Origin of the sequence: Bradyrhizobium sp. SMVTL-02 (genome assembly GCF_051853005.1) — a bacterium.
In the GTDB taxonomy this organism is placed as follows: domain Bacteria; phylum Pseudomonadota; class Alphaproteobacteria; order Rhizobiales; family Xanthobacteraceae; genus Bradyrhizobium.
This window is the reverse complement of sequence record NZ_CP182469.1, coordinates 8,072,813-8,098,133: the sequence shown is the minus strand read 5'-3', so window position 1 is coordinate 8,098,133 and position 25,321 is coordinate 8,072,813. Positions and strand designations below refer to the sequence as shown.

The 25,321-nt window shown below is 59.2% G+C and carries 11 protein-coding genes, 9 pseudogenes and 1 other annotated feature; of the genes and pseudogenes, 9 read left to right on the top strand and 11 right to left on the bottom strand.

Features of this window, described 5'->3' with window-relative positions; all coding sequences use genetic code 11:
• Positions 1-116 precede the first annotated feature (116 nt).
• Positions 117-1,294 (top strand): IS3 family transposase gene (locus ACNJYB_RS38760; RefSeq protein WP_439368046.1). Its coding sequence is split into 2 segments (ribosomal slippage): positions 117-414 and positions 414-1,294, totalling 1,179 coding nucleotides; the frame shifts between segments, so codons are not numbered across the junction.
• Positions 1,295-1,466: 172 nt separating this feature from the next.
• A pseudogene (locus ACNJYB_RS38755) lies at positions 1,467-1,820 on the top strand (DDE-type integrase/transposase/recombinase); the annotation flags it as partial.
• Between the two features lie 569 nt (positions 1,821-2,389).
• On the opposite strand, the gene ACNJYB_RS38750 reads toward ACNJYB_RS38755, so the two are convergent.
• The 3 genes from ACNJYB_RS38750 to ACNJYB_RS38740 all read right to left on the bottom strand — a co-directional run bounded on the left by ACNJYB_RS38750 (position 2,390) and on the right by ACNJYB_RS38740 (position 6,096).
• The gene (locus ACNJYB_RS38750) at positions 2,390-2,452 is read right to left on the bottom strand and encodes a hypothetical protein (protein WP_439375755.1); all 63 of its coding nucleotides are present in this window, start codon (positions 2,450-2,452) and stop codon (positions 2,390-2,392) included.
• Between the two features lie 1,927 nt (positions 2,453-4,379).
• Positions 4,380-4,544, bottom strand: a complete 165-nt coding sequence (locus tag ACNJYB_RS38745; protein ID WP_156504765.1) for a hypothetical protein — start codon at positions 4,542-4,544, stop codon at positions 4,380-4,382.
• Between the two features lie 374 nt (positions 4,545-4,918).
• A protein-coding gene (locus ACNJYB_RS38740) for an IS3 family transposase (protein ID WP_439371768.1) occupies positions 4,919-6,096 on the bottom strand; the annotation gives its coding sequence in 2 pieces (ribosomal slippage) (positions 4,919-5,799 and positions 5,799-6,096; 1,179 coding nt in all).
• 1,667 nt (positions 6,097-7,763) lie between these two features.
• Between ACNJYB_RS38740 and ACNJYB_RS38735 the strand changes: the two genes are divergently transcribed.
• Positions 7,764-9,167 (top strand): GGDEF domain-containing protein, encoded by a 1,404-nt coding sequence (locus ACNJYB_RS38735; protein WP_439371767.1) that lies wholly within the window; start codon positions 7,764-7,766, stop codon positions 9,165-9,167.
• A gap of 269 nt (positions 9,168-9,436) precedes the next feature.
• On the opposite strand, the pseudogene ACNJYB_RS38730 reads toward ACNJYB_RS38735, so the two are convergent.
• From ACNJYB_RS38730 to ACNJYB_RS38715, 4 genes and pseudogenes are all read right to left on the bottom strand, one after another.
• A pseudogene (locus ACNJYB_RS38730) lies at positions 9,437-10,097 on the bottom strand (IS66 family transposase zinc-finger binding domain-containing protein); the annotation flags it as partial.
• Between the two features lie 123 nt (positions 10,098-10,220).
• Positions 10,221-10,576, bottom strand: a pseudogene (gene tnpB / locus ACNJYB_RS38725) (IS66 family insertion sequence element accessory protein TnpB).
• Entirely contained in the window at positions 10,573-11,001 is a 429-nt protein-coding gene (tnpA, locus tag ACNJYB_RS38720; protein WP_439371766.1) for an IS66-like element accessory protein TnpA, read from the bottom strand. The pseudogene tnpB and the gene tnpA overlap by 4 nt, the downstream one beginning before the upstream one ends.
• A gap of 257 nt (positions 11,002-11,258) precedes the next feature.
• Positions 11,259-11,422 (bottom strand): annotated as a pseudogene (locus ACNJYB_RS38715) (cytochrome P450); the annotation flags it as partial.
• On the opposite strand from ACNJYB_RS38715, the gene ACNJYB_RS38710 reads away from it, so the two are divergent.
• On the top strand, positions 11,349-11,603 hold the full coding sequence (locus tag ACNJYB_RS38710) for a transposase domain-containing protein (protein ID WP_082822285.1): 255 nt from the start codon (positions 11,349-11,351) through the stop codon (positions 11,601-11,603). The pseudogene ACNJYB_RS38715 and the gene ACNJYB_RS38710 sit on opposite strands and share 74 nt — an antisense overlap.
• Before the next feature lie 577 nt (positions 11,604-12,180).
• Here the strand turns inward: ACNJYB_RS38710 and ACNJYB_RS38705 are convergent.
• Positions 12,181-12,921 (bottom strand): glycosyl hydrolase, encoded by a 741-nt coding sequence (locus ACNJYB_RS38705; RefSeq protein ID WP_061883115.1) that lies wholly within the window; start codon positions 12,919-12,921, stop codon positions 12,181-12,183.
• A 114-nt stretch (positions 12,922-13,035) separates the two neighbouring features.
• Between ACNJYB_RS38705 and ACNJYB_RS38700 the strand changes: the two are divergent.
• Together ACNJYB_RS38700 and ACNJYB_RS38695 are read left to right on the top strand one after the other, a co-directional pair.
• Positions 13,036-13,665 (top strand): annotated as a pseudogene (locus ACNJYB_RS38700) (IS3 family transposase); the annotation flags it as partial.
• Positions 13,323-13,440: a sequence feature (AL1L pseudoknot), on the top strand. (Overlaps the previous pseudogene by 118 nt.)
• 1,710 nt (positions 13,666-15,375) lie before the next feature.
• A pseudogene (locus ACNJYB_RS38695) lies at positions 15,376-16,387 on the top strand (IS630 family transposase).
• A 299-nt stretch (positions 16,388-16,686) separates the two neighbouring features.
• Here the strand turns inward: ACNJYB_RS38695 and ACNJYB_RS38690 are convergent.
• Positions 16,687-17,121, bottom strand: coding sequence for a hypothetical protein (locus tag ACNJYB_RS38690; protein ID WP_439371765.1), 435 nt, complete (start codon positions 17,119-17,121; stop codon positions 16,687-16,689).
• Positions 17,122-18,369: 1,248 nt separating this feature from the next.
• Between ACNJYB_RS38690 and ACNJYB_RS38685 the strand changes: the two genes are divergently transcribed.
• On the top strand, positions 18,370-19,239 hold the full coding sequence (locus ACNJYB_RS38685) for an outer membrane protein (RefSeq protein WP_439371764.1): 870 nt from the start codon (positions 18,370-18,372) through the stop codon (positions 19,237-19,239).
• Between the two features lie 507 nt (positions 19,240-19,746).
• On the opposite strand, the pseudogene ACNJYB_RS38680 reads toward ACNJYB_RS38685, so the two are convergent.
• Both ACNJYB_RS38680 and ACNJYB_RS38675 read right to left on the bottom strand, forming a co-directional pair.
• A pseudogene (locus tag ACNJYB_RS38680) lies at positions 19,747-20,775 on the bottom strand (IS110 family transposase).
• A 363-nt stretch (positions 20,776-21,138) separates the two neighbouring features.
• Positions 21,139-22,077, bottom strand: a pseudogene (locus tag ACNJYB_RS38675) (IS110 family transposase); the annotation flags it as partial.
• Between the two features lie 567 nt (positions 22,078-22,644).
• On the opposite strand from ACNJYB_RS38675, the pseudogene ACNJYB_RS38670 reads away from it, so the two are divergent.
• Together ACNJYB_RS38670 and ACNJYB_RS38665 are read left to right on the top strand one after the other, a co-directional pair.
• Positions 22,645-22,740, top strand: a pseudogene (locus tag ACNJYB_RS38670) (IS66-like element accessory protein TnpA); the annotation flags it as partial.
• A 751-nt stretch (positions 22,741-23,491) separates the two neighbouring features.
• Positions 23,492-25,285, top strand: coding sequence for a di-heme-cytochrome C peroxidase (locus ACNJYB_RS38665; protein ID WP_439371763.1), 1,794 nt, complete (start codon positions 23,492-23,494; stop codon positions 25,283-25,285).
• Positions 25,286-25,321 lie beyond the last annotated feature (36 nt).

The following is a 25,321-nucleotide window of genomic DNA, read 5'->3' as shown; positions in this document are numbered from 1 at the left end:
ACACGCGCCGCTAAGTCCAACGCTGCCAGCCTCCACGGCGGAACAAGCTGGCCGTAGTGAACCTCCTCCGAATTGATGGACACCCGTAGTAGGCTCGAAGAGCCAGGAGGTGTCGGATGGAAGGACGTCAACGTCGCTCGTTTACCGATGACTACAAGCGGCAAGCGGTTGATCTCGTAGCGTCTAGCGGTCGCTCGATCGGCTCGGTTGCCAAGGAACTTGGCTTGCGTGATTCCGTGCTACGGCGGTGGGTGGAGCAGCGAGGGGCCCGGCTGGAGCCGACGGCGGCGGCGCGGCGCCCCGCAACGCAGGCGACGCTGCCGTCGGCGGACCACGCGGCGGAGATCGCTCGTCTGCAGCGCGAGAACGACCGGCTGCGCATGGAGCGCGATATTTTAAAAAAGTCCATTGCGATCTTTGCTGGAGTTCAGAAATGAGATTTCGCTTCATCGAAGATCGCCGCGCCGACTATCCAGTGACGATCATGTGCGACGTGCTTGGCGTCTCGCCTGCTGGATATTACGCCTGGCGAGCGCGCCCTGAGAGCCAGCAGGCCATTGCCAACCGTGAGCTCGTCGACGACATCAAGCGGGTTCATCGCGACACAAACGGCCGCTACGGCAGCCCGCGCATCCATGCCGAGCTGAGAGCCCAAGGCCGTGGAGCGAGCCGTGGTCGCATCGAGCGGTTGATGCGTCGTCACGGTATCAGAGCCATCATGGCGAGGCCGCGACGGGTGCGCACCACCGACAGCCGTCACGATTTCCCGATCGCGGCGAACTTGCTCGAGCGCAACTTCGTCGCCGCCGCGCCGAACCGCATCTGGCTCGCCGACATCACCTATGTCCAGACTGATCAGGGCTGGCTCTATCTGGCCACGGTCATGGACCTCTACAGCCGCAAGATCGTCGGCTGGGCGATGGCGGATCATTTGCGCGCCGAGCTGCCTCTGGCGGCGTTGCGGATGGCAATCGCGGCGCAGCGGCCAAATGCCGGCCTGATCCACCATTCCGATCGCGGCGTTCAATATGCCTCGGCGGATTATCGCAAGCTGATGCAAGCCACCGGCCTCAGAGCCTCGATGAGCCGCAAGGGCGACTGCTATGACAATGCCCCGATGGAGAGCTTCTTTCACACGCTCAAGACGGAGCTCGTTCACCACCGGCACTATGAAACGCGGGCAGAAGCCACACGGGATCTCTTTGCCTATATCGAGGGCTTCTACAATCGAGTTCGCCGTCACTCCGCCATCGGCTTTATCAGCCCGATCGAGATGGAGCTAAAAGCAGCTTAACCCTGTCCATTTTTTCGGTGGAGGATCATAGGGTACATCGATCAGAAAAAGCCCTGGCACAACTACCAGAATTGGCCGTCCCCTCCCCGTCGACCAATCTCTGAGCTGATCCGACAGCTTCCAGAGATGGGAGACACTCGCATGCCCATTGACCGCGATAGTGAAGGATGAGGGGCTTCAGGTCAATCGCAAGTGCGTGGAGCGGTTGATGCGCAAGATGGGCATCGCGGCGCCGGGACCAAGGCCGAACACGACGAGGCCAGCGTCGGGCCACAGGATCTATCCCTGTCTGTTGCGCAACTTGACGATCGACCGGCCAAAGCAGGCAAGGCGGACCGACATCACGTACCTGCCCATCGGCCGTGGCTTTCTTTATCTCGTCGCCATCATCGACTGGGCGAGCCGTGCGGTTCTGGCGTGGCGGTTGTCGAACACGATGGACGTCTCGTTCTGCGTGGCGGCTCTGGAAGAGGCGCTGGAGAGGTACGGCACGCGGGAGATTTTCAACACCGACCAAGGTAGCCAGGGCGGATTCAGGCGATCGTTGATGCTGCCCCCGAAGCGATGCATCACCTCGTCCGGTTCGATGATTTTGTCGGCTTTACCGATGGCTCAAAATGGCCGCCGTCCCTTGCGGTGGTGCTAATCAGGGACATGACTATGGGTACCGGGGACAAAGACGAGCCACCGCCCTGGCTGTTCTCTGATGATCAAGAAGCGATGATCAAGAGCAGCGCGCCCTCTATGACGAGTGGTCTGCCGACCCACCGACAGCTGGGACACCACCGGTGCCAGCGCCAAGTTCAGCGCGAGCTTCATTCCCTTGGACGGCGAGCGGCCCACACGGGTCGCTTTTCGTTTGTGAATTGCCGCGCAGTCTGGCAGCTTTCGGTAAGCTAGCCGCGATACAAGATCGTTTGAGTTTAAGGGGGTGTGGCAGCGACGGCGCATGAGCTGAAGGGCGACCATGCGCCGAGTCACGTTGCCGCTAACTCGAAGGGTAGTGCGGGCGTGGCGGAGACAGCGCCTGACGCCGCGCAGCCGAACGGCGCCGAGTTGCGCCCGCACTACCGGCGATCTAGGATACGATAAGCATCACGGATACTCAGGGAGGGAAAGGAGTGTGTCCGGTTGAATTCCGTCCACTGTCGTCTTGATGTACTTGTGTCGGCCGTCGGTGGCGACGATGACCTCGACCGTGACGTCTCATTCTTCGACGTAGTACTCACACGGCTTTCGAGGTCTCGGATAGTCTTCTTAACGGATAGCTTCCATCGCGTTCCGTCCGAAATTTACCCCGCCGACATTTTTGATTCTCTCGTGTGCGTTTCGCCTGTCAGTCTTGTTTATGCAACGAATGCGCACGCGTTTGGGCATGCGGGTGTCTCCCATCTCTGCAAGCTGTCGGACCAGCTTAGAGATTGGTCGAGGAGGACGAACCGGCCGATTCTGGTAGGTGCCCCGGTTACTTGTCTGCGCCATTATCTGGTGACGCTTGGGGAACGTGATCCTCTCAGGAGCAAAGGTGGCCAGCCTGGGGCTGCGCTGGCTATCCATGAACGTCTTTGGCTCGATACCGATTGCGCATTGCGAACCGGCCGAACGCTGGCCTGCAGGCCACGGCGATCAACCGGCACGACAGCGAGGGGATTGACCTGCCCTCGGTCGCCGGGACTGACGTTATTACACCCCGAATCGCGCAAGGACTCGGGAGCAATTCATTAGGTTGAGTGATGTCGCAAATAGCACTCGAACCTCTGACCCCGTCACGACGAATGACTGCTTTTAGAATCAGACGGTGCTTCCGTCGCCGCGGTAGCTATTGGTAGTTAACGGCCATTTGCTTCGAGCAAGACTACAATAACCTATGGGTTTCGCCTGTACAATTGGGGTTGGCTCGAACCGACCTCCTGTTTTACATGTTCCGGGTATCCTTGGAGAATGCTGAGTGAGTCTCCCACGCACCGCCCACCAAGGCGCATCATCGAGGCAGTCATGTTGACCCGCCGATCGGCCCGGCGTCGGCGCGCGAACTCCTGTCCTTGTCCGAAGATAGCCCGCGCCTCAGCCACATTTGCCTTCGCCTGGAGCAAGATTGGCGATCGCATCATTATGCATCACGGCTGATCGCATTACTCGTCACCAGCTGTCTTGCACGGTCGAACTTACTTTCAATAGCACACCAGACTGGATTCAGCTCGCTGAAGCTCTGCGGCCGCGTTGTCGACCTCCGCTTTGAATGGATCAGGGTTGATCTGAAACAGCCCTTGCCCGACCTGGACCTCCTAACCTTCGTCGAACAGGCGCTTTTCAATGATCCCGCCGACCTGAGGCCTAATCTCGGCGATTCGGTAAGCAGCCACGCGTCCCGGCAGTTCGTCAGCGAGCGTCACTGCCTCCGGCTTCACTGTCAGCACGTGACGGAGGGCAGCCTTACTTCTGGTGGTGCGGCAGGCGTATCGCTGGACTGTTCGCCACTGCATGCAGCGACCAGCAGAGCCGCCGAGAGACCTAACCACAAGCCAAACCTATCGAGGCCACCCGCCATTGTCCTGGATCCATAAGCTATGCGCGTGAAATGAACATTGGTTCGTTATTGCCTCGGTCATGCCGTGCTCGGCCAAATTGTATGGAGTGAATAGAGCTCTGCGCGAACGGGGGGTAAATGAAGAGTGGCCGCCCGTGCGCATCTCTGCGTTTACCATGATCCGCTCCTCAAGAGTTTATGCGGTGACGCACCTGATGCGGACCGCCGTGCAGGTGTCGTGCCAAAGGAGACACTCATTTGGCACGAAAGGATGACCTCGACGTCGCTAGGTCTGACAGGGGGATTGTCCAACTTCTGACAAGGAGAGCAACTTTTTACCGGCCGCTCCACGAGCGAGAATGGCTGCGCAAGGGGCGAAGCTCACAAGAGTGCAACATCGTGTGAGATCTCGACCCGACCTGCATCACCATCGGCCGATGGCGCGTGGATAATGCGATCGATAAGCATTGTCTGCTGTCATCGGCAGAGGATCGCCGCTTCCATCCGGATTGCCGCCGGAAACCACCTCCACCGCTAAGAACTCTTCCTTGTAAGATCCTAATTGGAATTATCGCCGCCTTCGTGGCGTTGAAGAAGGCCGGCGATGCGTGACGGCAAGAAGGCACGTCGCGGCGAGAAGACCAAAGGCGTGTTGATCACCTCGACCAGCACGCGATCCGCAACGCTCTTCGCAAGAAAAACAGCTGGTTCGAGCGCCGACAATTCAGTCGGGCTGCGGCGATCGCCGGCTGCCGAGGGTCGGGGCCACTAGAGGCGGGCGGCCGGGCTGGGTCGTTCAGAAGAAGCGAAAGGCACTTACCGAACTGGTGACGCGCCTGATCGACGGCTGCCGTCCACGTTGCTAGCGCCTGGAAAGGCGTTTCACGCGCGTTCCTGATCGGCGGCCGGCTCAACATGCCTCAACGCGAATGCGTCCTCAAGGGCTATTACGCGGTACGTTTTATCATAGCAACCGAGCCGGACGCCGGGCGCGTCTAAAGAGCCTAAAGCAAGCGGGCGGCCAGTCCTGGTCCTTGCTAAGCACCGCCTTAGCGGAATCCCGTCGAGCTGATCCTCCACCGAAAAAATGGACAGGGTTAAGCTGCTTTTAGCTCCATCTCGATCGGGCTGATAAAGCCGATGGCGGAGTGACGGCGAACTCGATTGTAGAAGCCCTCGATATAGGCAAAGAGATCCCGTGTGGCTTCTGCCCGCGTTTCATAGTGCCGGTGGTGAACGAGCTCCGTCTTGAGCGTGTGAAAGAAGCTCTCCATCGGGGCATTGTCATAGCAGTCGCCCTTGCGGCTCATCGAGGCTCTGAGGCCGGTGGCTTGCATCAGCTTGCGATAATCCGCCGAGGCATATTGAACGCCGCGATCGGAATGGTGGATCAGGCCGGCATTTGGCCGCTGCGCCGCGATTGCCATCCGCAACGCCGCCAGAGGCAGCTCGGCGCGCAAATGATCCGCCATCGCCCAGCCGACGATCTTGCGGCTGTAGAGGTCCATGACCGTGGCCAGATAGAGCCAGCCCTGATCAGTCTGGACATAGGTGATGTCGGCGAGCCAGATGCGGTTCGGCGCGGCGGCGACGAAGTTGCGCTCGAGCAAGTTCGCCGCGATCGGGAAATCGTGACGGCTGTCGGTGGTGCGCACCCGTCGCGGCCTCGCCATGATGGCTCTGATACCGTGACGACGCATCAACCGCTCGATGCGACCACGGCTCGCTCCACGGCCTTGGGCTCTCAGCTCGGCATGGATGCGCGGGCTGCCGTAGCGGCCGTTTGTGTCGCGATGAACCCGCTTGATGTCGTCGACGAGCTCACGGTTGGCAATGGCCTGCTGGCTCTCAGGGCGCGCTCGCCAGGCGTAATATCCAGCAGGCGAGACGCCAAGCACGTCGCACATGATCGTCACTGGATAGTCGGCGCGGCGATCTTCGATGAAGCGAAATCTCATTTCTGAACTCCAGCAAAGATCGCAATGGACTTTTTTAAAATATCGCGCTCCGTGCGCAGCCGGTCGTTCTCGCGCTGCAGACGAGCGATCTCCGCCGCGTGGTCCGCCGACGGCAGCGTCGCCTGCGTTGCGGGGCGCCGCGCCGCCGCCGTCGGCTCCAGCCGGGCCCCTCGCTGCTCCACCCACCGCCGTAGCACGGAATCACGCAAGCCAAGTTCCTTGGCAACCGAGCCGATCGAGCGACCGCTAGACGCTACGAGATCAACCGCTTGCCGCTTGTAGTCATCGGTAAACGAGCGACGTTGACGTCCTTCCATCCGACACCTCCTGGCTCTTCGAGCCTACTACGGGTGTCCATCAATTCGGAGGAGGTTCAAGCAGGCCAACCAGCCAGTTTGGCAAGCGTTAAAGGCCTCTGGCGCGAAGGGCTGAAGGTCGTCTGGTTCGCAGCCGCCGCTTCAACCAAGGCGAAACATACCGATCGCGCCTTAGAAGCGGGTAATAATTGCGCACCCGTGGCACACACCGTTTCCGATGCCGTAATTTAGTTCGTCTGATCTGGCTCGGAAGGGAGATGCGGAGCGTGCCGTACGTGCTCCGCTGTTTGAGCCGCGACTGCCATTGGTTAGCATTCCAGACGGAGGCGTACCGACAACGTGGGCGCGGCACATCACATACCTGCGGCCGCAAGCCCTGAAAGGGTCTTCCTCAATCTTGCGCAGTGTAGTTCGATGAGCTCCGCGGCCCCTTTGGCGCGGGCGAATGCTCGCTTCCCATCGCGGATGGCTGCGGCTATGATGTGGGCTCCGAGCATCCTACCGATCTTGATGGCCGGAGTGCCTGTATGAGCAGATTCTGTCCAGAGCGTAGTGCCGCTAGTTCCATAAGGCCGTAAGCCGCGGTAAGATAGTTCACCGGCAAGGCAGCTACCTGGGCAAATGACAGACGATTCGGGATCCGACACAATTCACCGGCGGGCACTGCGACTTCTTCCGCCAAACCACCACGAGGCAGGGACCCGAACACACGATCTCCGCCCTTTAGTGCGGACACTTCTCGCCGAGGTTATCTACAAACCGATAACCCTGAGCGGGCCAGCCAGGGGCGATGAAGGCGTCGGGCCCCGCGCAGGAGCGTTATCCTTACTTACCGGCAACATCACCCGCTTTGCGAAGGCTGCAGGGCAGTCGAACATGGCGAAGCTGGACTGGTGTGATTGTCACCACCGCATCCGCCGACGACGGTCACAAAATGCGGCCGCGCTCCAGCCGCTTGGCATAAAGTGACATGCCCGGTCCTGGCAGGCTCGAAATTTTCGGCCGCCTACAAGATCTGGCAGGGGCTTAGCTTAGCCAGCTCATGTATATAGCGGAACCTCTGTCCCGCATTTTGCCCGGGGACTCGCGCGGAACGGAGGTCACAGGTGGCGTACAAGAAACTGTTCAATCAAAGCGGGCTGACACTTACGCTGTTGCTCATCCCGCGCGCTGGCTCCGAGTCGAACCAGTCCGCGCCGGTCGTCACAGCGGCGCTACCAGTGGGTAGCAAACAGACAATTGAGTAAGGTAAAGCGTAGAATCCTTCCTCAAGTGAGCTCGTGATTTCCATCATCCTCCGATGGCGCAGATCGTGACGAGTCGGGGCAGCAGCTGGGATACTGTACTGAATACGCACGATACCCTTACCCTTACCCTTACCCTTAGCGGAGCGGGTGGCTGAACGTGGTGGGCTCGAACAGATAACCCGCAACGGCACGTCCTGGATGGCAAGGCTATGCTGGCGGCGTCGCAGCCCCGCCCGGATGAGTGCAGCCGATGGCCGGAAACGAAACTCTTGTGACTTCCACGCCGTTCAGCGTGATCACCCGTGCCGGCGTGTTGGGATGTCACTTTGGTGGTCCAGCAGGACTCCAACGTGCTTGAGAAGGGCCCCACGAGTTCATGAAAGGACCGCGTGGGATCATCATGGAATGACGGCATAGCATATGAGTACCAATCTTATGTTGCACGAGCCGCCCAGCGCGCTGCGGCTGATCACACAGGCGTATATGAGCCTTCTCATTATTGGCTTCGCCCTGCTGCCCACTCAGTTCATCGCTTACCTCAATTTTCAGCAAGATCCCGCGCTGAAGTTTGAAGACCACCTGTTCCACGAATTCGCCATCGCCATCGCCACCCTGGAGGGACTGTTCGTCACATATGTGACGTGGCGTTGCTATCGGTCTTCAGGCGAGCCTCTGTTGAGGTGGTTGACCCTTGGTTTTCTGGCCTTCGTGCTGATCTATACGCTGCACGGCGCCTTCACCGGCATGGCACAGCGCAACATTTGGCTGTTTCTGCTCTATGGGCCAGCGTCGCGCCTGGCGATGTCGATTTTGCTCTTCGTCGGGCTACTCAGCTACAACTTGCCGTCAGACGGGCTTGAGAAGCGCTCGGACACGCGCGCATGGCTGACGTGGATTGGCCTGTTCTTTACGATGGACTTAGCTGTCGCACTGGTCGCCTATTCACCCTATGCTGGGCACCCGGTGGTCCGCCTGTCCATGGAGGGCGGCGCATTGCTATTCAATGCGCTGAACGTCGCGGTCTTGCTCATGCGACGGATTCACTCGCCGCTCATGCTTGTTTTTGGCGTTTCTGTCGCGTGGTTTGCGCTATCGTCGCTCGCATTCATTTTGGCCGCGCCGTGGAATCATATGTGGTGGCTAGCTCACGCGATCTTCGCCGGCGGATTTTTTCTGCTCAGCTATGGCGTCGTCCAGGCTTTCCGAACAACGCAATCGTTCGCCACCATCTATAGCCAGGAAGAAATGACCGCCCGCCTGGCCAAGTCGATGGCCGACACTCAAAAGGCACTTCAGCAAGTGCAATTGAGCAATCAACGGCTGGAGCGGCTCGCCGCAACCGATCCACTAACCGGCGCCGGGAATCGGCGCCACTTCATCGAGCATATCGGCGCGGAGATCGCACGGGCCATGCGGACCGGAGCTCCGTTGTCCCTACTGTCGCTCGATCTCGACCATTTCAAGGATATAAACGACTCACGTGGTCACAGCGTCGGCGACGAGGTCCTGCGCGTATTCGTGCGAAAGTGTCTGGAGGCAATCCGGCCTTACGACTCTGTCGCGCGCGTGGGCGGTGAAGAATTCATGGTACTGCTACCGGGGGCCACGCTCGACGCGGCTGGCGCGGTCGCCGAGCGCCTTCGATCAGCCATCGAACGCACTGCATTCGATGTCGGAGTCGAACCATCGGTCGGCGTCACCATCAGTGTTGGAGTGTCGGAGTTCGGGCGCGATGGAGACACGCTCGACGGGTTCTTGAACGTCGCCGACCAGCGACTCTATCGCGCAAAATTTGTCGGCCGCAACCGCGTGGTTGTCGCTTAGGATAACGTTCTCCGGTGCTCTGGGCCTGGACGCCCGTTCTCGCTCTTCTCCGAAGCCAAAGCCGCACCTCTGCTAAAACTATTCGGTCATGGTCCATCCATTGCAACATTTGCAGGCCGGTTCTCACCGCAATAAGCTGCGGCCACTACCTGCCGGGAGCTGTTATGTCGTTTCTTGCTCCAACGGCGTCGCGTGACAGCCATCGTTCCATCGAGCGCTCAGCTGGCGGTCGCCTCACCTCTCCAAGGCGGCCGCCCCTTGGCCCCCGCCGCGATCATCAATCCGCTTGCCTGAGCTTGCCAACGGAGGCGCTCATGCAACGGACGCAGGTGGAAGGCTGCCTGTCCCACCCAGTCCGCCAACGTCGAACGATCGAGCTCAATGCCCCGGCGGGCGTAAATCTGGGCCTGCCGGTAGAGCGGCAGGTGATCGGCATATTTGGACACCAGGACCTGGGCGACGGTGGCCTCGGTCGATAAACCGCCCTCGATCAGCCGGGCGGGGGCCGGCGCCTGCATGATGCCGTCCTCGCAAGCCCGGCAGGCATATTTGGGACGCCGAGTCACAAGGATCCGGAACTGCGCCGGGACCAGGTCCAGCCGCTCGCTCCTATCCTCGCCGATCCGGTGCAACTCACCCTGGCAACAGGGACAGGTCTTGTCCTTGATGTCGACAACGACCTCGATCCGCGGCAGGTGCGTCGGCAAGGCGCCACGGTTGCCGCGGCGCTTGCGAACCCGCGCCTCGCGCCTTCAGGTGCGCTCACGTCCTCCGCCGTCTCGCGTACGCGGCGACCTGCTCGACGTCTTCCAGACACAGCAGCATCTGATCTTCAGGCAGCGTCTCTGCCCACCGGCCAAACCGATGCCGCTGCAATTCCTTGATGATCTGACGCAGCCGTTCGCTCTCGCATCGCTCGGCGAGCAGCATCGCTTTCAGCGTCTCGGGATCGTCACGCAGGGCGTCGCTCACACCCAATTCAGAACAAATTCGCCGCCATCTGACGACGCATCGGACGCTCCTGATTCACTTCGCCGCAGCGCCGCCCAACAACTATCCCGCTTGTGTTGGCGCCGGCGTCGCCCGTGCTTCATGCACAAGCCGCCAGTCGAGCCCCTCCAGCAGCGCCGACAATTTCGCTGCCGACAGACGCATCACGCCGTCCTCGATCTTCGGCCAGCGGAAGATTCCATCCTCGAGCCTCTTGGCGAACAGACACAACCCGTTCCGTCCCAGAACACCAGCTTGATCCGGTCCGCCCGCTTGGCCCTGAACACATAGACAGCTCCTGAGAATGGGTCAGTCCCCATACTCTCGCGCACCAGGGTCGCAAGCCCCTCTATTCTCTTGCGGAAGTCTACCGGTTTGGTCGCCACCATCACCCGGATCGCCCACGACGGACCGATCACCGGCTCGCCTTCAGCGCCTGGACAATCGACGCAATCATCGTCGGGTCCGCTCCACGACCGGCTCGGATCGTGATGCCGTCGACTTCAATCTCGATGATCCCGCTATCCGCCTTGCGCACCGCTCTGCGCTCCCGGTGAGCGGTCGGCATCGGCACCACGGCGTCCACCACCGCCGGCACAAACTGTACTTCGTCCGCTTCCGAATGACCGCCTGCGACTTCTCGCAACTGACGCCGCCAGCCAAACGGCCGCTGCGGCGACAATCCATGCCGTCGAGCCACGGAACACACTGAGTCGCCACTCGCCACGATTTCCGCGACGATCCGCGCCTTGTCCTCGTCGCTCCACTTCCGCCGACGACCGGCTCCGGTGAAGACCTCAAGCCGGCGCACCGGCTCCGTGATAGCACTATGCACTGTGTCCATTCTAAGCCTAACGGTCCGAACAAACCGCAGACTCGCAGATCACCCCGTCATCCGGTAGGTGGCCGCTGAACAGCGCTTACGATTTCCACGTTACGACGGCTCGAGATGTTCTCCTCGCCGCGCAGTCCTTCCAGCACGATACGGATCTTCTCTTCCGCCGAATACTGCCGGCGGGACGGTCGCGATCGGGACTCTGACGCCGCTCGGAATAGAAATTATCGCCGCCGGAAGAGCGGAAGAACTTGCTGCAGAGCCTCAGGCTGCCGCGCCAGCTCCATCACCATCCAGGCCATCGTGGGAGGCGGTGGTCGGAGAGCGCATCGTCGCTGCGATCGAAGGCGTTCACCATGTCGTTGATCAGCCCGGTGCGCGCAGCATGTTCACGCGCGTCGCGGACGAACTCGCGCAACCGCGCATCGATCGGCGACGATCACTGGGCCATCAGTGCCTCTCTGGTCGAAACGTGCAACCTGAACGTCGTCGATCCGCTTGCCTACCTGACTGACGCCCTCACGAGGATTTTCAACAGCCATCAAAACGGCGACATCGATCAGCTGCGTCTGTGGACATATTGCCGTCACGACCTCAAAGCCGTCGCCTGAGAAGCTTTGTCGTGCTCTCCTCCATGTTCTCTCGTGATTGAACTGGACCCCCGGAGCGGGGCCGCTTGAACCGGTTTGTTAGTTGGAAACTGACCTCTCCTGATCTCTTTCTATCACGCTGCCACAAATTCTATCTGCTCCAGTTGCTGCGGGCATGTGGCCAACGCGTCAGCGTTGTCCACTAAGCCCACGGCCTTCGCTGCCTGCATCCTTTCGCGCCAAACCGCCATCGGCGTTCGATAGCCGTGCGCGTGATGAAGGCGACGATCGTTGTAGAAGGCGATCCAGCTTGCGACCCTGCCTTGACCTCTCGGCCATCGGTATAGCCCTCGAGATAGATGCCCTCATGCTTGAGCAGACCAAGTCAGCAACCCGACGCTACACGCTGCGACGAACTGAGCGAAGCTGCGAACCACTGCGAGGCGAGCCTTGCGGCGCGAGGGCCGTTGTCCATCATGAGCCTTGGGCGATCTTCGTCGGGCCCACACACGCCCGCCTGACTTGTTTCAGTACGATCTCATCATACAGCGCAGGCATCCAGGGGCGGACGATCACCCCATCGAAGGTCCCACGGTAGTCACTTCGAGATCACACCCCAATGGTTGACGTCGAAGTGTTGTCCCCCTGGGGATGAGGTTATCTCAACGCCGTATTGGACGCTGCCGACGATTATGTCACTGAAATACCCTTTCGACCTTGTCCATTGCAGGATACTCTTGATATCCACGGTCTCACTGTTTGTCTTGGAAGTGCGCAGAAACGAGATGACCTTGTGATTGTTCCAGCCTTCAAAAACGTTCCAAGTGGCTCCCCCCACCCGCACGCCTGTGTAGACTGGGATCGCGGCTGTTCCTGAGGAATTATATTTGTAAGAAATGGGCTTAACGTCACCGCTTCCGTCGGGATTCCCGGTGTAGTTCGTCCAAAGCATTATCTCATAGGCATTTGAGCTGTCCCAGATATCGTAGGCGAAGTTCCAGCGGCCGCTGGCCGGAACGCTCTGATCATAGCTTGAGCTCAGGTGGTTGATCGCGCTCAGCAGTTTTCCAACATTGAAAGCTCCGTGGGGATAGCTCTTGATGCCGCCAGTATCAGGTTGGTTCGACCACACGCTCCATTGGTTGACCGAATGCACAGAGATCGTCTGAGGCCCGGCATCTTGACCATAAACGTCGTTGTTCCAGGAATAGCCATCAAGAGAAAACGTACCGTAATGATCGCTCGAACTCCAGATCGGCGCTTTTGCGGATGCTGGGAATAGCGCAATCAATAGCGCAGAAGGCAGCGTAAGTACGTTAAGCTTGGACAACTCGAACATTCTAATCTCCACCAGAGGCCGCCAGCGAACCAGCAATGAGCAAAAGTGGGGCCAGTCCGAGAACTGACCCGCGCCGGGTTTGCCGGAGGCTCCAACTCCTGAGAGGTTGGAGTCATGACAAGCAAGACGGCGAACAAGTGTCCCCCGAGGTCCGGGCTCAAGCGGTTCGGATGGTTCTGGATCACGCCTGCGAGCACCCGTCGCGCTGGGCGACGGTGACCTCGATTGCGGTCAAGAGGGGCTGCACACCGCAGACGCCGCATGACTGGGACAGGAAAGCCGAGATTGAGAGTGGGCAGCTGCCGGCGTTCCGACCAAGATCGCCAAGAAGCTGAAAGGCGCTGGAACGGGAGAGACGTTAGCTTAGGCAGGGACAACGAGATCCTCCGCAAGGCAAGCGCCGCCTATTTTGCGACGGCGGAGCTCGACCGCCGGTCCAAGCCATGATCGCTGTTCATCGACTATCATCGTGGGCGTATGGGGTCGAGCCCATCTGCAAGTTATTGCCGATCGGGCCCTCGACCTACCACTCCCATGGAGCCAAGCGGCGCGAGGCAGCCAAGCTGTCGGCCCGTGCCAGGCGGGACGCAGCGTTGAAGATCGAGGTTCGGCGCGTGTTTGAGGGGAACTTCTCTGTCTACGGGCGTGCCCAAGGTCGGGAGCCAGCTCAAGCGCGAAGGCTTCGACGTTGCCCGTTGCACGGTGTCGCGATTGATGCGGGACATGGGTTTGCAAGGAGTTATCCCCCACGCCTACACAGAGTAAGCGCTGTCCCGGACGAGCCACCAACTCCCACTCGGCTAGCTTCAAAGCAGCGGAAGAAGCCGACCGGGAGCGTATTTCGCGCGGAATAGCCATAAATTTCATAACCGGCTTAGCCGTGAGCGAGAAGCAGTGCGAACCCGGCTCGGCGTCTGACGGCCTGGGGGCATAATGAGGCATTATCCTGCCGCGTCCGCATGCCATTGGAAGTTAGCGGCAACGAAACAGCCGCATCGGAGTTCTACGCAGCTGGGCCGTTTCCGGAGCGTTATCCGATCACCTGCAATACAGCCGTCTGAAGGGCGGACTTCCCAGCAGCGAGCCGCAACTAGCGACTGGTCTGCAAAATCCAGCGGCGAGGCGATTGCCGTTAGCACTTCGTGAATGGTTTGAGCATAGTCGCTCTAGTGCCAGACCAACCTAGATCGCTGGTGCGCGGGTTTGAACGAACAAAGTCAATCGACTTCAAGAGGAATGGCGCAGCCACCATCTCTCGTGCCCAAGCGCTTTGCGAGAGCGCGAAATATGTTCCACTTCTCTTAGCTCGAGGCCGGAATGTTCCGCGCCGATCCCGGCCTGCGCGTGTGGCCAAGGGGAGCATTCGCGGCTCAGGCGTCATTGATCAAACTAACAGGCTGGTAAAGAATAGCTTCGCGATCTCAGCGGCAGGGGGATCCTTCTCGTCGGAGGTGAAAAGGGTGGCGAATTCGCTTCTACAGTTCCAGCAGCGCCAAAGATATTGGACCTCCCGCGCACCGATGCGTTCATGCCACTCAAGGTGGACCAAACCGGAGCCACATTGAGGGCAGATTTTGTGACGTGCTATTGAGACCGACTCCATGTGACAGCTCATATCATTGCAAAAAAAGGGCCATAGCCGAAGAAGCAGTATTGTAGCCTCGTTTCGCGAGCGGCTGCGGCCGATGTGCCCTTCTCTTCAAACCTTGTGCCAAGTGCGAGAGCTTGATCAGTAAAGTAACTTTTTCTCAAGCAAGCGGACCAGGCCGACAGCATGTCAGAAATCGGACAGTCTACGTTTTGTCCTCCCGCGAGACCGCAAGTCAGATTAGGTTTCTCGTTGGGAGCCTTGGCTGTTCGTTTGGTGTTGAGTGATGCGGCCTCGGGGGGCGTCAATGATCATAGATTGCCCCGTCGGAAGGGCTCCACCTGGCGGCACAACCAGATGTTTAGTGGCAGTGTGCTTTGGATTGCGCTACGGCAGTCCTTGGCGCGATCAGCAGCCAGAGTGACAGTGAGCTCCGGCACTTCGATGGGAGGGGTATCGGGCGCGTTAGACGATGTCCGGACTTCGGATATCTGACCGCAGTTGCTTCCACCAATGCGCATCTGCACACCGCCGGGGCGAAGAGAGGTATCCGTCCGGTAAAGCTGTCAATTACCCACATTTCCAGCCCCTGCGATTTCGGCACCGAGTTGGATATCTGTGAGTCTCGAGGGGTTGCGCCAGATGACAACATTTCCCGGCGGCGGATTGCCAGCCCTGACCAGGTCGCCAGCAATCGTGCAAGTTCGGTAATATAAAATGCAAGGATATCAGGGCGACGTCGTCGATGGCTGGCCCCCCTGATTAGTCGACCTAGTACCCCCTTTTCTTAGAGGGTGAGTCATGATTGAAGATCGGGATGGTAACCCGAGGCAGGAGAAGTCGACCTTTCGAAGAAGGATCGGAAGGTGCTTGAGGCGCTTTGTCGCTCACCGGTGACATTGCAGCGCGATTTGAAGCGGGCTCGGATCGTTCTGTTGGCGGCGGCCGGGCGCAGCACCCGGTCGATTGCCAAGGAAGTTGGGGTCCAGCCTTGGATTGTCAGCCTGTGGCGGCATCGCTATGCCGATCACGCCCTTGAAGGTCTGCAAGACAAGCCGCGGCCGGGCAAGCAGCCGATCTATACGAAGGCCACCGACAAGCGGATTCTGAAGCTCTTGGACAAACCGCCCCCACAAGGGTTTGCGCGCTGGACCGGCCCTCTGTTGGCCGGGGCATGGGCGATGTTGACGTCCAATATGTCTGGCGGTTCCTGCGCAACCACAAGATCGACCTCGTGGCTCGCAAGTCCTGGTGTGAGAGCAACGACCCGAGCTTTACAGCCAAAGCCGCCGATGTTGTCGGCCTCTACGTCGCCCCGCCCGCGAAGGCGATTGTGCTGTGCGTCGACGAGAAGCCGTCGATCCAGGCTTTGGAACGAGCGCAGGGCTATCTGAAGCTGCCCAACGGCCGCGCCTTGACGAGCCAGAGCCACGACTACACGCGGCATGGCACGACGACGCTGTTTGCGGCGCTTGAAGTCGCCACCGGAAAGATCGTCGCACGCATTCGAAGCGCCGTCGCCGGGTCGAGTTTCTCGACTTCATGAACAGCCTCACCGAGGCCTATCCGGGCCGCAAGCTTCAAGTCAATCTCGACAACCTCAACACCCACAAAAAGAACGAGGACTGGCTTGAGGCCCATCCCAACGTCCAATTTCATTTCACGCCGACAAGTGCGTCCTGGCTCAATCAGGTCGAGGTATGGTTTTCGATCCCGCAGGGCAGTCGCTCAGCGGCACCTCCTTCACAAGCCTCAAGCAGCTTCAGGATCACATCGATGCCTACGAACGCATACAACGAAAGAGCCGAGCCCTTCGTCTGGACCAAGAAAAAGGTCCGTCAACGTCGCTTCAAAGGCCGACGTATCACTCAGCTCTGATTCCGGGTACTAGTGTGCTTTTGAACGGGCCGGCATTAGCCTAGGGGCAGTTGTGCGCGCCCTGCGCTTCCTCCAGCTCAAAATGCTGCGGTCTGCAGTCCACTGTCGCAGCTTGCGTACAATGCAGTGTCGATAACGGCTTCAAGAAAGACGGCGCCGAAAAGTGGTGCCGCTAAAACCAGCCAGCTTTTTACCGGAAAATAGCTTCGCCGATTCATTTATCTAACCAGGTTCAACTTCAGCGCCCCTACGGGCCAGTGCACGGTCTCTCGCGGCATTGCTGAAATCGATCCCCCGCTCTACCTTCTGGGAATTTCTGACAACTTTAATTGCCTGCCCCAAACTGACGACTGGCCCCCCTCCGTTTCCAGCATCGTCTTATCCCCTGCCCGCTCGGGCGCTTCTGAACCAGCACTGAGCAAGGCATACCCATTATCCATTCCAGTATCGCCGACCTCGAAAAAATCGGCAAGCAATCCCACGTATCCATCGTCCGTGCCACGGCGCAATAGAAAGGATCGGATCTCCTGTCGTTTGCGGGTCCGATCCTTCACCGCCGCCTCCCGCGCATGGATCAGGTCACGCATTGGCTCATGCGCTGCGTCTGAGGTCCTGATCTCCGTCAGTTCGCCGGCGCGGAACAAGCGGGCAAGCTTCTCGCCGTCCCGGCGGTTTTTTTCGATCCGATCGCCGGGCTTTTGTGGAATCAGCGACGGGGCAATGACAGCCCCCATATCCCGTCGGCCCAGCCTCATAGAAATCTTAAACCTAAACCTGGCCGCGCGAGCTTGCGGACTCGTCCTGCCCGCGTTGTCAGAGGATAATTCACCCAGATACCGAACCTCACCGTTGCGCCCGCTCTCGGCAACCGCAACTGCATGTCGATGGTTGGAAACATCCAACCTACTAAAAGGGTGTTATTATCTTCCACGGTTCGTCCTCCTGGCGTGGGATCGGCTCCTTCAGCACCCTCGTTCAACACCGCCAGTGTAGGGCGAACCACCTCACCGACGGCATCCAGAAAGGACATGCGGTCTCACTTTCGAAAGCGCCAAGAACACGCTAATCTGCCGGCCCCAGTAAGGCTGACTTCGAAAATAACTGGATGGAAAACTCCCTTCGCCGCGGCGGCGCGCGTGACCATCGCGATTGCCGAAGACGAAATCGAGGCAGAGACGATCTGCCGAGTTGCGTACAGCGGCGAGGGGTTCGCGACGTTCAAGATGGCCGCAGTCCCATCGTGGCCGCGCCAACATAGACACCAATCTCCTCCTCCACGAAAGCGTAGGCTCCCGCGGCGACCGGTAACCTCGTGTCTGCCTCCAAATTTCCCTCTGATCCTAGCCGCATCCCGCCAACCGGGACAATCCGCTCGCAGTCGACGCGATGCTTCGTTAGCCGGACGAAGGGGTTTGGCGGGAAAGACCTCGCCGTCAGCGTCGGGATTCGACGACGACCGTGATAACCGCGTTTGACCGTGCATCGTTTGATACTTTCAATTTTTCCGTTCGGGAGAGTTGTTCTGCGAACACCGCCTACGTCGGCGAGATTCCGACAAATTACGTTGACCGCCTGTCGGTGCGGTATTTTGAGAACGCGAGCCATCCCATCATCCTCACGGCCGGGTATCGAGTAACGAATTCGAGTAGCAGAGTTTTCGAAGAGCGCAGCTTCGGAGCCAAAGAGGCGACGTTATCCTTTTCATCTCGGACTCGTTCTACTTCGAACTGATCGCGGTCAGGGAAATCAACACCTACAAATGGGTGGCGCTCGCGCAAGATCATCGGTCGGCCATCATGCGTATCGTACAAGCTGGAAAGCAGAGCCTGCTTAACCTCTCTGGAAGCGACACGGCAAGAAGCGGCTGTCGCGGTTGCGGCAAGAAGCTGGCGCCCCCTGCTTGCCGGCTCGAACTATCGAGATAACCACAACTCGGGGCCAAGCTACGCAATATTTTCCGTCCCCAGCAGGAGGACTCCAGGATGAAGTGCAACAAGCAATTGTCGCTCGCAGGCATCATTGCGTTAGGGGCGATCGCTTTTGGGAGCGGAAGTTTAGCTGCTGATTTGCCTGCGGCACCTTTCATCAAAGCGCCGGCTCCCGTTCCTCCTCTCTTCAGCTGGACTGGAGGTTACATCGGAGGCAGTGTAGGCTCAGGTTGGGGGACCGGCCAGGCCGACCTCGGCGTAGGCAATACGTTCATTGGCGCCCCGGTCAACCAAACGGCGAACCAGCTCATTGGCGGCACTGTCGATTTGAATGTGCCATTGCCGCAGGTGCAGATGAACGGCTTCCTCGGCGGCGTACAAGCCGGTTACAACTTCCAGTCCGGTGTGATGGTCTACGGCGTGGAAGGCGATTTTTTATGGAGTGGTATCAAGGGACGCAATGGCTGCTTTGTGGTCTTGAACTGCACGAACGACACCAAATGGATCGCCGATATCACCGGACGGCTTGGCTTCACGGTGGGCGACCGCGGCCTCATCTACATCAAGGGGGGCGCGGCATGGGCCGATTCCAGCATCGGCATCAACCAGTCCTTTGCGGTTACATCGAACTTGGGGACGGGCTTTGCTGCTGACGGTGCCGTCGATGGGCGAGCGAGCAAGAACACATTTGGCGGCACACTGGGTGCGGGCATCGAGTATGCCTTCCTGCCCGGCTGGTCAGCCAAAGTTGAGTATGACTACTTCGATTTCGGCAGGCAAGACGTAACGCTACCAGTTTCGGCAGCAGGCCGTGTGCAGGCGGGCGACGGTGCGCCTGGTGCCATCGCTGTCGGAGTCAGGACGCCTGTCTCCTTCAAGCAGCAGCTTCATACGATCCGGGTTGGGGTGAACTACCACTTCTGACTAGCAGGAGCTTTGATCTGGCGCTCTGTTTCTTCGGCAACTCACCCGCGACGTAGCGACCTCGTTTCCAGGAGCTGCGGCTTTCAAGTTAGAAGAAAGAGGCAGCTGAGATGCGGCCCCCCTTAGCGGTACAATCGCGACTCGCGTGTCATTCGGCCCTTTAATTGCGGTTTGTTGTCAAGCTTACATTTCTGAACTCGCCCATGGCACGGTGGTAGCGTCCGCGCCGTCGGAGCTGGTAGGGGGTGCGGAGACGGCGCGGGCGCGGATGATACATGCAGTGCTGGCCAGGCATCGGATCGTACGGGCTGGTTGATGTCTTCGCTGGGGTCATGGTCCTTTCCGAGGTCGCGCAGCGCCTCATGATGATGTCCGGGTCGGACGCCTCAACGTCTGCAGCGGAGTACGGTTAAGCCGTCCCAGCCGAATGAACGAGGTCGCCACAACACCGTCCCAGCGGGACATCGCCAGTCCGGCGGACCGGACCAGGAACTTTAAAAAATCGGATCAGGCTTCCTTCGCAAGGCCCCAGTCGAACGATGTGCCGTCGACCCAGATGCATGCAGAATAACGGCGATCTTGCGCGCGATGGCGACTTTCGCCTTCCTCATGCCAATCCTCTTGGCGAGCTTCAACCCCCAAGCCTTGAGAGAGGACCATTTCTTCGTTCGATAAAGCAGGACGGTCGCCGCCTCGAACAGGTAAGTTCGGAGAAGACGGTCGCCCCACCGTGATATGTTTCCATTGATGTCAGTTTCGCCAGATTGGTTGCGCCGAGGTGTAAGACCAAGATAGGCGCCAACGCTCGATGCCGATCGGAAGCGCGATGGGTCGTCGATCGTGTGGCGGAAGGTCAAGGCGGTCACCACGCCAACACCAGGAACAGTCATTAGGCGGCACGTCGTCTCGTCGGACTTCGCCAATCGGCGGACTTCGACGTCGAATTTAGTTTGCTGCTTGCAGATCTGCTCATGGATCGACAGAAGCGGCGCGATCACATCGCGGAGCTGATGATCCTCGCCCAATAGCTCGCAGACCTGATTGCGAAACTGCAGTCCGATCGCGCGTTGGAAGAGCAAGCCGTATTCTTTGAGTAGACCGCGGACCTGGTTCTCGATATCTCGACGCATGGCCACGAGCCGAGATCTCGCGACGAGTACAGCGCGGATTTTCTGACTTTCCCCGCTCTTGACTTTGACTTCTCGATACCAGCCCACCCGCACAAGTTCGGCCAAACCTCGAGCATCATTTTGATCGCTCTTGTTCATGCGTACGGACAAAACCGCGTGGGCATGGCGCGCGTCGATGCAGACCACCGGAAGAGTCAACTCTACGAAGTTCATGCCATAGCCAACTCGCCATCGCTCCGGTTTCAAATCCGATGCGCTCCGCCTGTGGCGCCCGTTTGCGAAGCAGCGCTGCAAGCGCTCCCGGGTCGGACTTGGCGTTTCCCTCGAACAAGACCTGACCCACTTCGTTGACCACACATACTGACGTTTCTTTTTGCGAGACGTCTAGTCCAACATATTGCTTCACGTCCCCTCCGATTCGCGAGATTGCGGGAAGGCTTGAAGATAGCGGACCTTTCGATCCGCGGGCGCCAACCGCAATTACGTCATCGTCTGCAATATTGGCTCTTCTCTATTCGGCCGGATTTGGTCAAGGGCTTTGGTTGGGCGCCTCCTCGGGTTCGATACCGCTCGCTGGGCCGTGCTTCTCTTCGGGATCAGCCGTATGGCTCTCCCAGCATGGGATCAGTAGAACGAGACGGAACAATCGGACTCGCGTGCTGATCGCAGGGATGCGACCGTACAAGAGCCCAAAGCGAACTCATCTCGTCCATCGTCCCGCGAGGGACCTCGCCCCACTAAACAACGAGTGTGTGGACCGCGCGTCGCACTATTGTGCCGCGGGCGAGACCTCCCGTGTCCAGCGGAATTCCGTTCCATCGCTCCAAATGCGGTGCATGATGACGCCGAGCCGCCGCGCCAGAGCGACGATCGCCTTTTGCTGCCCGCGTCGTTTGGCGATCTGCATGGCCCACGCCTTGAGCCAGGACCATTTCTGGACCCGCGTCAGCATGACCTGCGCGGCCTCATAGATTAGCGCTCGCATGGCTTGATCGCCGCACAGCGAGATCCGACCGATGCGGTGGCTTTCACCGGACTGGTTGAGGACTGGCGTCAATCCGAGGGAGGGCCCGACGGCTTTCGAACTCTTGAAGCGGGCGGGAACGTCGATCGTGCTGATAAAGGCCAACGACCTGACGGGGCCAACACCGGGGATTGTCATCAACCGGCGACAAACCTCGCTTTCCCGGGCAAGCAGAAGCACATTGCGATGCAGTCGCGTGAACTGTTCGCGTAAAACGCGTCGGGCGACGAGAAGCGGTTCCATGAGTTCGGTCAGCTCCGGCTGACCAACGGTGAGTTCGTGGATGCGTTGTTCGAAGCCGATCACCCCCACAATTCCAACCTTCAAGCCGAAGTTGCGCAACAGCCCACGAATGTCATTCTCGATGGCAATGGGCTTCTCCTGAAGCAGCTTGCGACCGGCAAGCAGGACCCGTCGCTTCTGACTCGTCAGGGTCTTGACGTGGACAGGCCGGAACAAGCCGACACGCATGATCTGCGCTATGCCACGCGCATCATTACGGTCGCTCTTGTTCACCTGCGCCTTGAGGAACGCCTTGGCGTGCCGTGTCTCGATGTAGATTGCCGGCAGGCCAGCTTCGGCCAGCCCGCTGAACAGCCATAGTGACAGCGGCCCGGCCTCGAGTCCGATCCGGGCAAACCGCCAAGTCGGATCGTTGAGTACAGCAAGAAGATCTTCCGGGTGGTGTCATTCGGCATGCAAAATTTTGCATGCCGAATGACAGATCAGCGTCCAGCTTTTCCGATAAGCGACGGAACTGCGCATCCTTCGCAAGCTTGAGCAAGCGCTCGAGCCTTGCGCAGCGATCCAGCAGAGCCGCGGCAAAGACACGCAGCTCGGCGGGATCGCTCGGCAGCTCATCAGGCAAATCACTCACGGGCCCGAGTCTGCCATGCCGGCAGCACCAACTGGCCCAAACGCGGCCGGCGCCGCCAGTCATGCACCTGCTGGGACCGGCAGACATGGCGACGGGCGACGTCTGTGACAACCGCCCCGGCTCGAGGCTTTCCGCGGCAATCTGTGCCTTCAAATCATCCGGCCAGCGCTTGCGACCTTCGCCAGCGCACACTTCAATTCGCGGTGAGAACGGTCGTCTTATGTCGTCAGAATGGTTGTCCATTGTGAGCACCCTTCCAGAAGATGACTCTTCTAACCGTGCTCTCATGACTCCGCACAAACAATCCAAAGGGCCTCGGCGCTACGCTTACCGATGAAGTGCGTGGTTCGGAACCCAAAAGGACTCCAGCTTTTTGTTCTCCGGCCAAAGTGAGCGTGTGCTTGCCGAACGGCGTGAAGCTCGCGCTGGAATGCAGCGATGTGGATGCATTGACAGCGATAATCGGAGCCCGGCGCACAACAGGTCGCGCATGCCTCAGGCGCCGCATCCGGATCCACAGGGCTGTCAGCCCGCCGCTCCGGTGCAGCTCGGCCGGCACCGCTGCATCGCGCCGGTCGGTTTTTACCCGATCCCCGGCCTTCATCGGAATCAGCGAGGAAACCACCACGAGGTAGCCGTGCCCCAGTCCCTTCAGTTGTCGATGCAGGCCATATCTGCAGAGTCCGGCTTCGTAGCAAAGACTCACCTGCGGGTCACTCTTGCCGCGCTTCTTCGCCAGCTTGTCGATCTGGTCGGCGCGATTGGCGATGATCGCAAAGTTACAAACTTCCTCGCCGCGGCGTCCCTTCGGCCACCGCAACCGAAATCGTCGCCTAGTGCACATGCAGCCCACGAAAATGCTGTCGTTCGTCGGGCCCGCTCGCCATGCTTGAGGGGCGGCGCCGGACAATCCGGCGCAATCCTCGATAGGAGCTTGCCGCGGGCGGGCCACCCAGCACCTCAGAGAGCGAACATAGGGCAAGGGCAGGCGTGGGCCCTCGGATTATGGCGCAGGTTCTGCGATTTCCATTGATGGGCGATGCAGAGGCAGCCGGAACTACAAAAGTTGGTAGTGGGTCTGAGACCTTTAATGCCTCATCATCAGGCGACCTGTATTCTGAGGCCAGGCTAGAGGACTGAGATCAACTTGCCGCAACGGCGAGAGGACGTTAGGACCGCGAGCAACTCTTCAGGCGACTTTGAAAGACGGTGGGCCATACGATGCTTCGTGTTCTCTTTCTGATCGGCTTAACCGTTGCTGCCACGACAAGATCGAGCGTACAGGGCGCGGACGCCATTCCATTTTACGTTGACCAAGGTGCAGATTGGACCGCGACCGCGCGAGCGGACTTCTATGTGCGCGATCAGGGCTCGCGTTTGATCGCGCTGTCTTGGATGCAGGCGCTAAAGCAAAGGAACGGACAACCGTTTCTCGCCGATGGTTTGTCGCGGTACGGCTATCTCCCCAATCCCGGCAACAAGGCCAGCCTTCCCATCGGCTTTCATGCCTCCGGTCCTGAAGGTTTCCAAATTGTCGGAATGACCTGCTCCGCATGTCATACGCGCCAGATCGAAGTCGACGGCAATATGTATCGTGTCGATGGCGGTCCCGGACTCGTGGACTTCTACGCGCTGCTTGGTGATTTGGACAGGGCTGTCGGCGATGTGCTTGCTAGCGATGACTCGTTTGCTCCGTTTGCTGCAGCTGTTCTGCACTCCGCAAATCCCGATACGGCTGATCTTGAGGATCTTCGCCGGCAGGTAGACAGGTGGTACTTGCGGTTTCACACGCTTGTGGTGCGAGCCCTGCCCAAAAGCGGCTGGGGAGTAGGCCGTCTGGATGCTGTCGGGATGATCTTCAACCGCTTATCCGGACTAGACATCGGTCCGCCACCCGATTTCATGATCCCGGAAAACATAAAAACCGCTGACGCTCCCGTAAGATACCCATTCCTTTGGAATGCGCCGCGGCAGGACAAGACGCAATGGCCGGGATTTGCAAAGAACGGAAGTGACATCTTGGGGCTGGCCCGGAACGTTGGCGAGGTTCTAGGGGTGTTCGCTACGTTCGAGCCGAAGCGTCAGGGAGCGGTCATCAATTTCCTCAATGGCAATTCCACCAATTTCGACGGCCTTAGCGAGCTTGAAAACCTCGTGAAGCGAATCGGCCCTCCGAAATGGCCCTGGAAGATTGACGCTGCCTTAGCCATCCGGGGTAAGATGATTTTCGAAAGAGGTTCTGATGAAGGGGGATGCAGCGGTTGTCATGGGATTGAAGACGGCGAGCAGCGCTTTCCATTCATCAAAACGTGGAGAACCGTGGTCCAGAACGTCGGTACCGATACACGTGAGTACGATGTCCTCGCCTGGAAAGCCAAGACTGGCGTGCTGAATGGAGCGTACATTCCCTTCGCGACCGCTCCACTTAAGGAGGAGGATCAGGTTATTAACATTCTCGCTACCTCGGTGATTGGTTCGATCGCAGAACACCTGCTTGCCGGTGGTGCCCCTTCCACCAACGCACGGGTCGCGACGGCGCCAGATCCGGGGTCGTCGCAGACCCCGGAGTCTCTGGGGTTGGTAAGACTACCGCCGACCCTGCAGGATCTGGTAACGGCGTTCGACGTTGTCAGCACTCCGGAAGAAATCAAAAAAGCCAAGCGCAAGGGGACAGAAAAAGCATCGCGCAGTCGACTCCCTCCATGGGGCGCCTACGAGGCCCGCGTACTGCAGGGCATCTGGGCCGCCGCACCTTATCTTCATAACGGCTCGGTTCCTACCCTGGCGGAACTGCTCAAACCATCCGGGCAGCGCAAATCGCAGTTTAGCATTGGACGGAAGTACGACATCGAAAACGTTGGTCTTGCCGCCACCCAGGAGCCTCAAAGTAACTCACTATCCGTCACGGATTGTAATGACATCAATTCTGGAAACAGCCGATGCGGCCACGAGTACGGGACGAATTTGAGCGAACAAGACAAAAAGGCGCTGCTCGAATACCTCAAGACGCTGTGACCCGCTGCGTCGTTCGCTCTTGAGCATTCTCAAGAG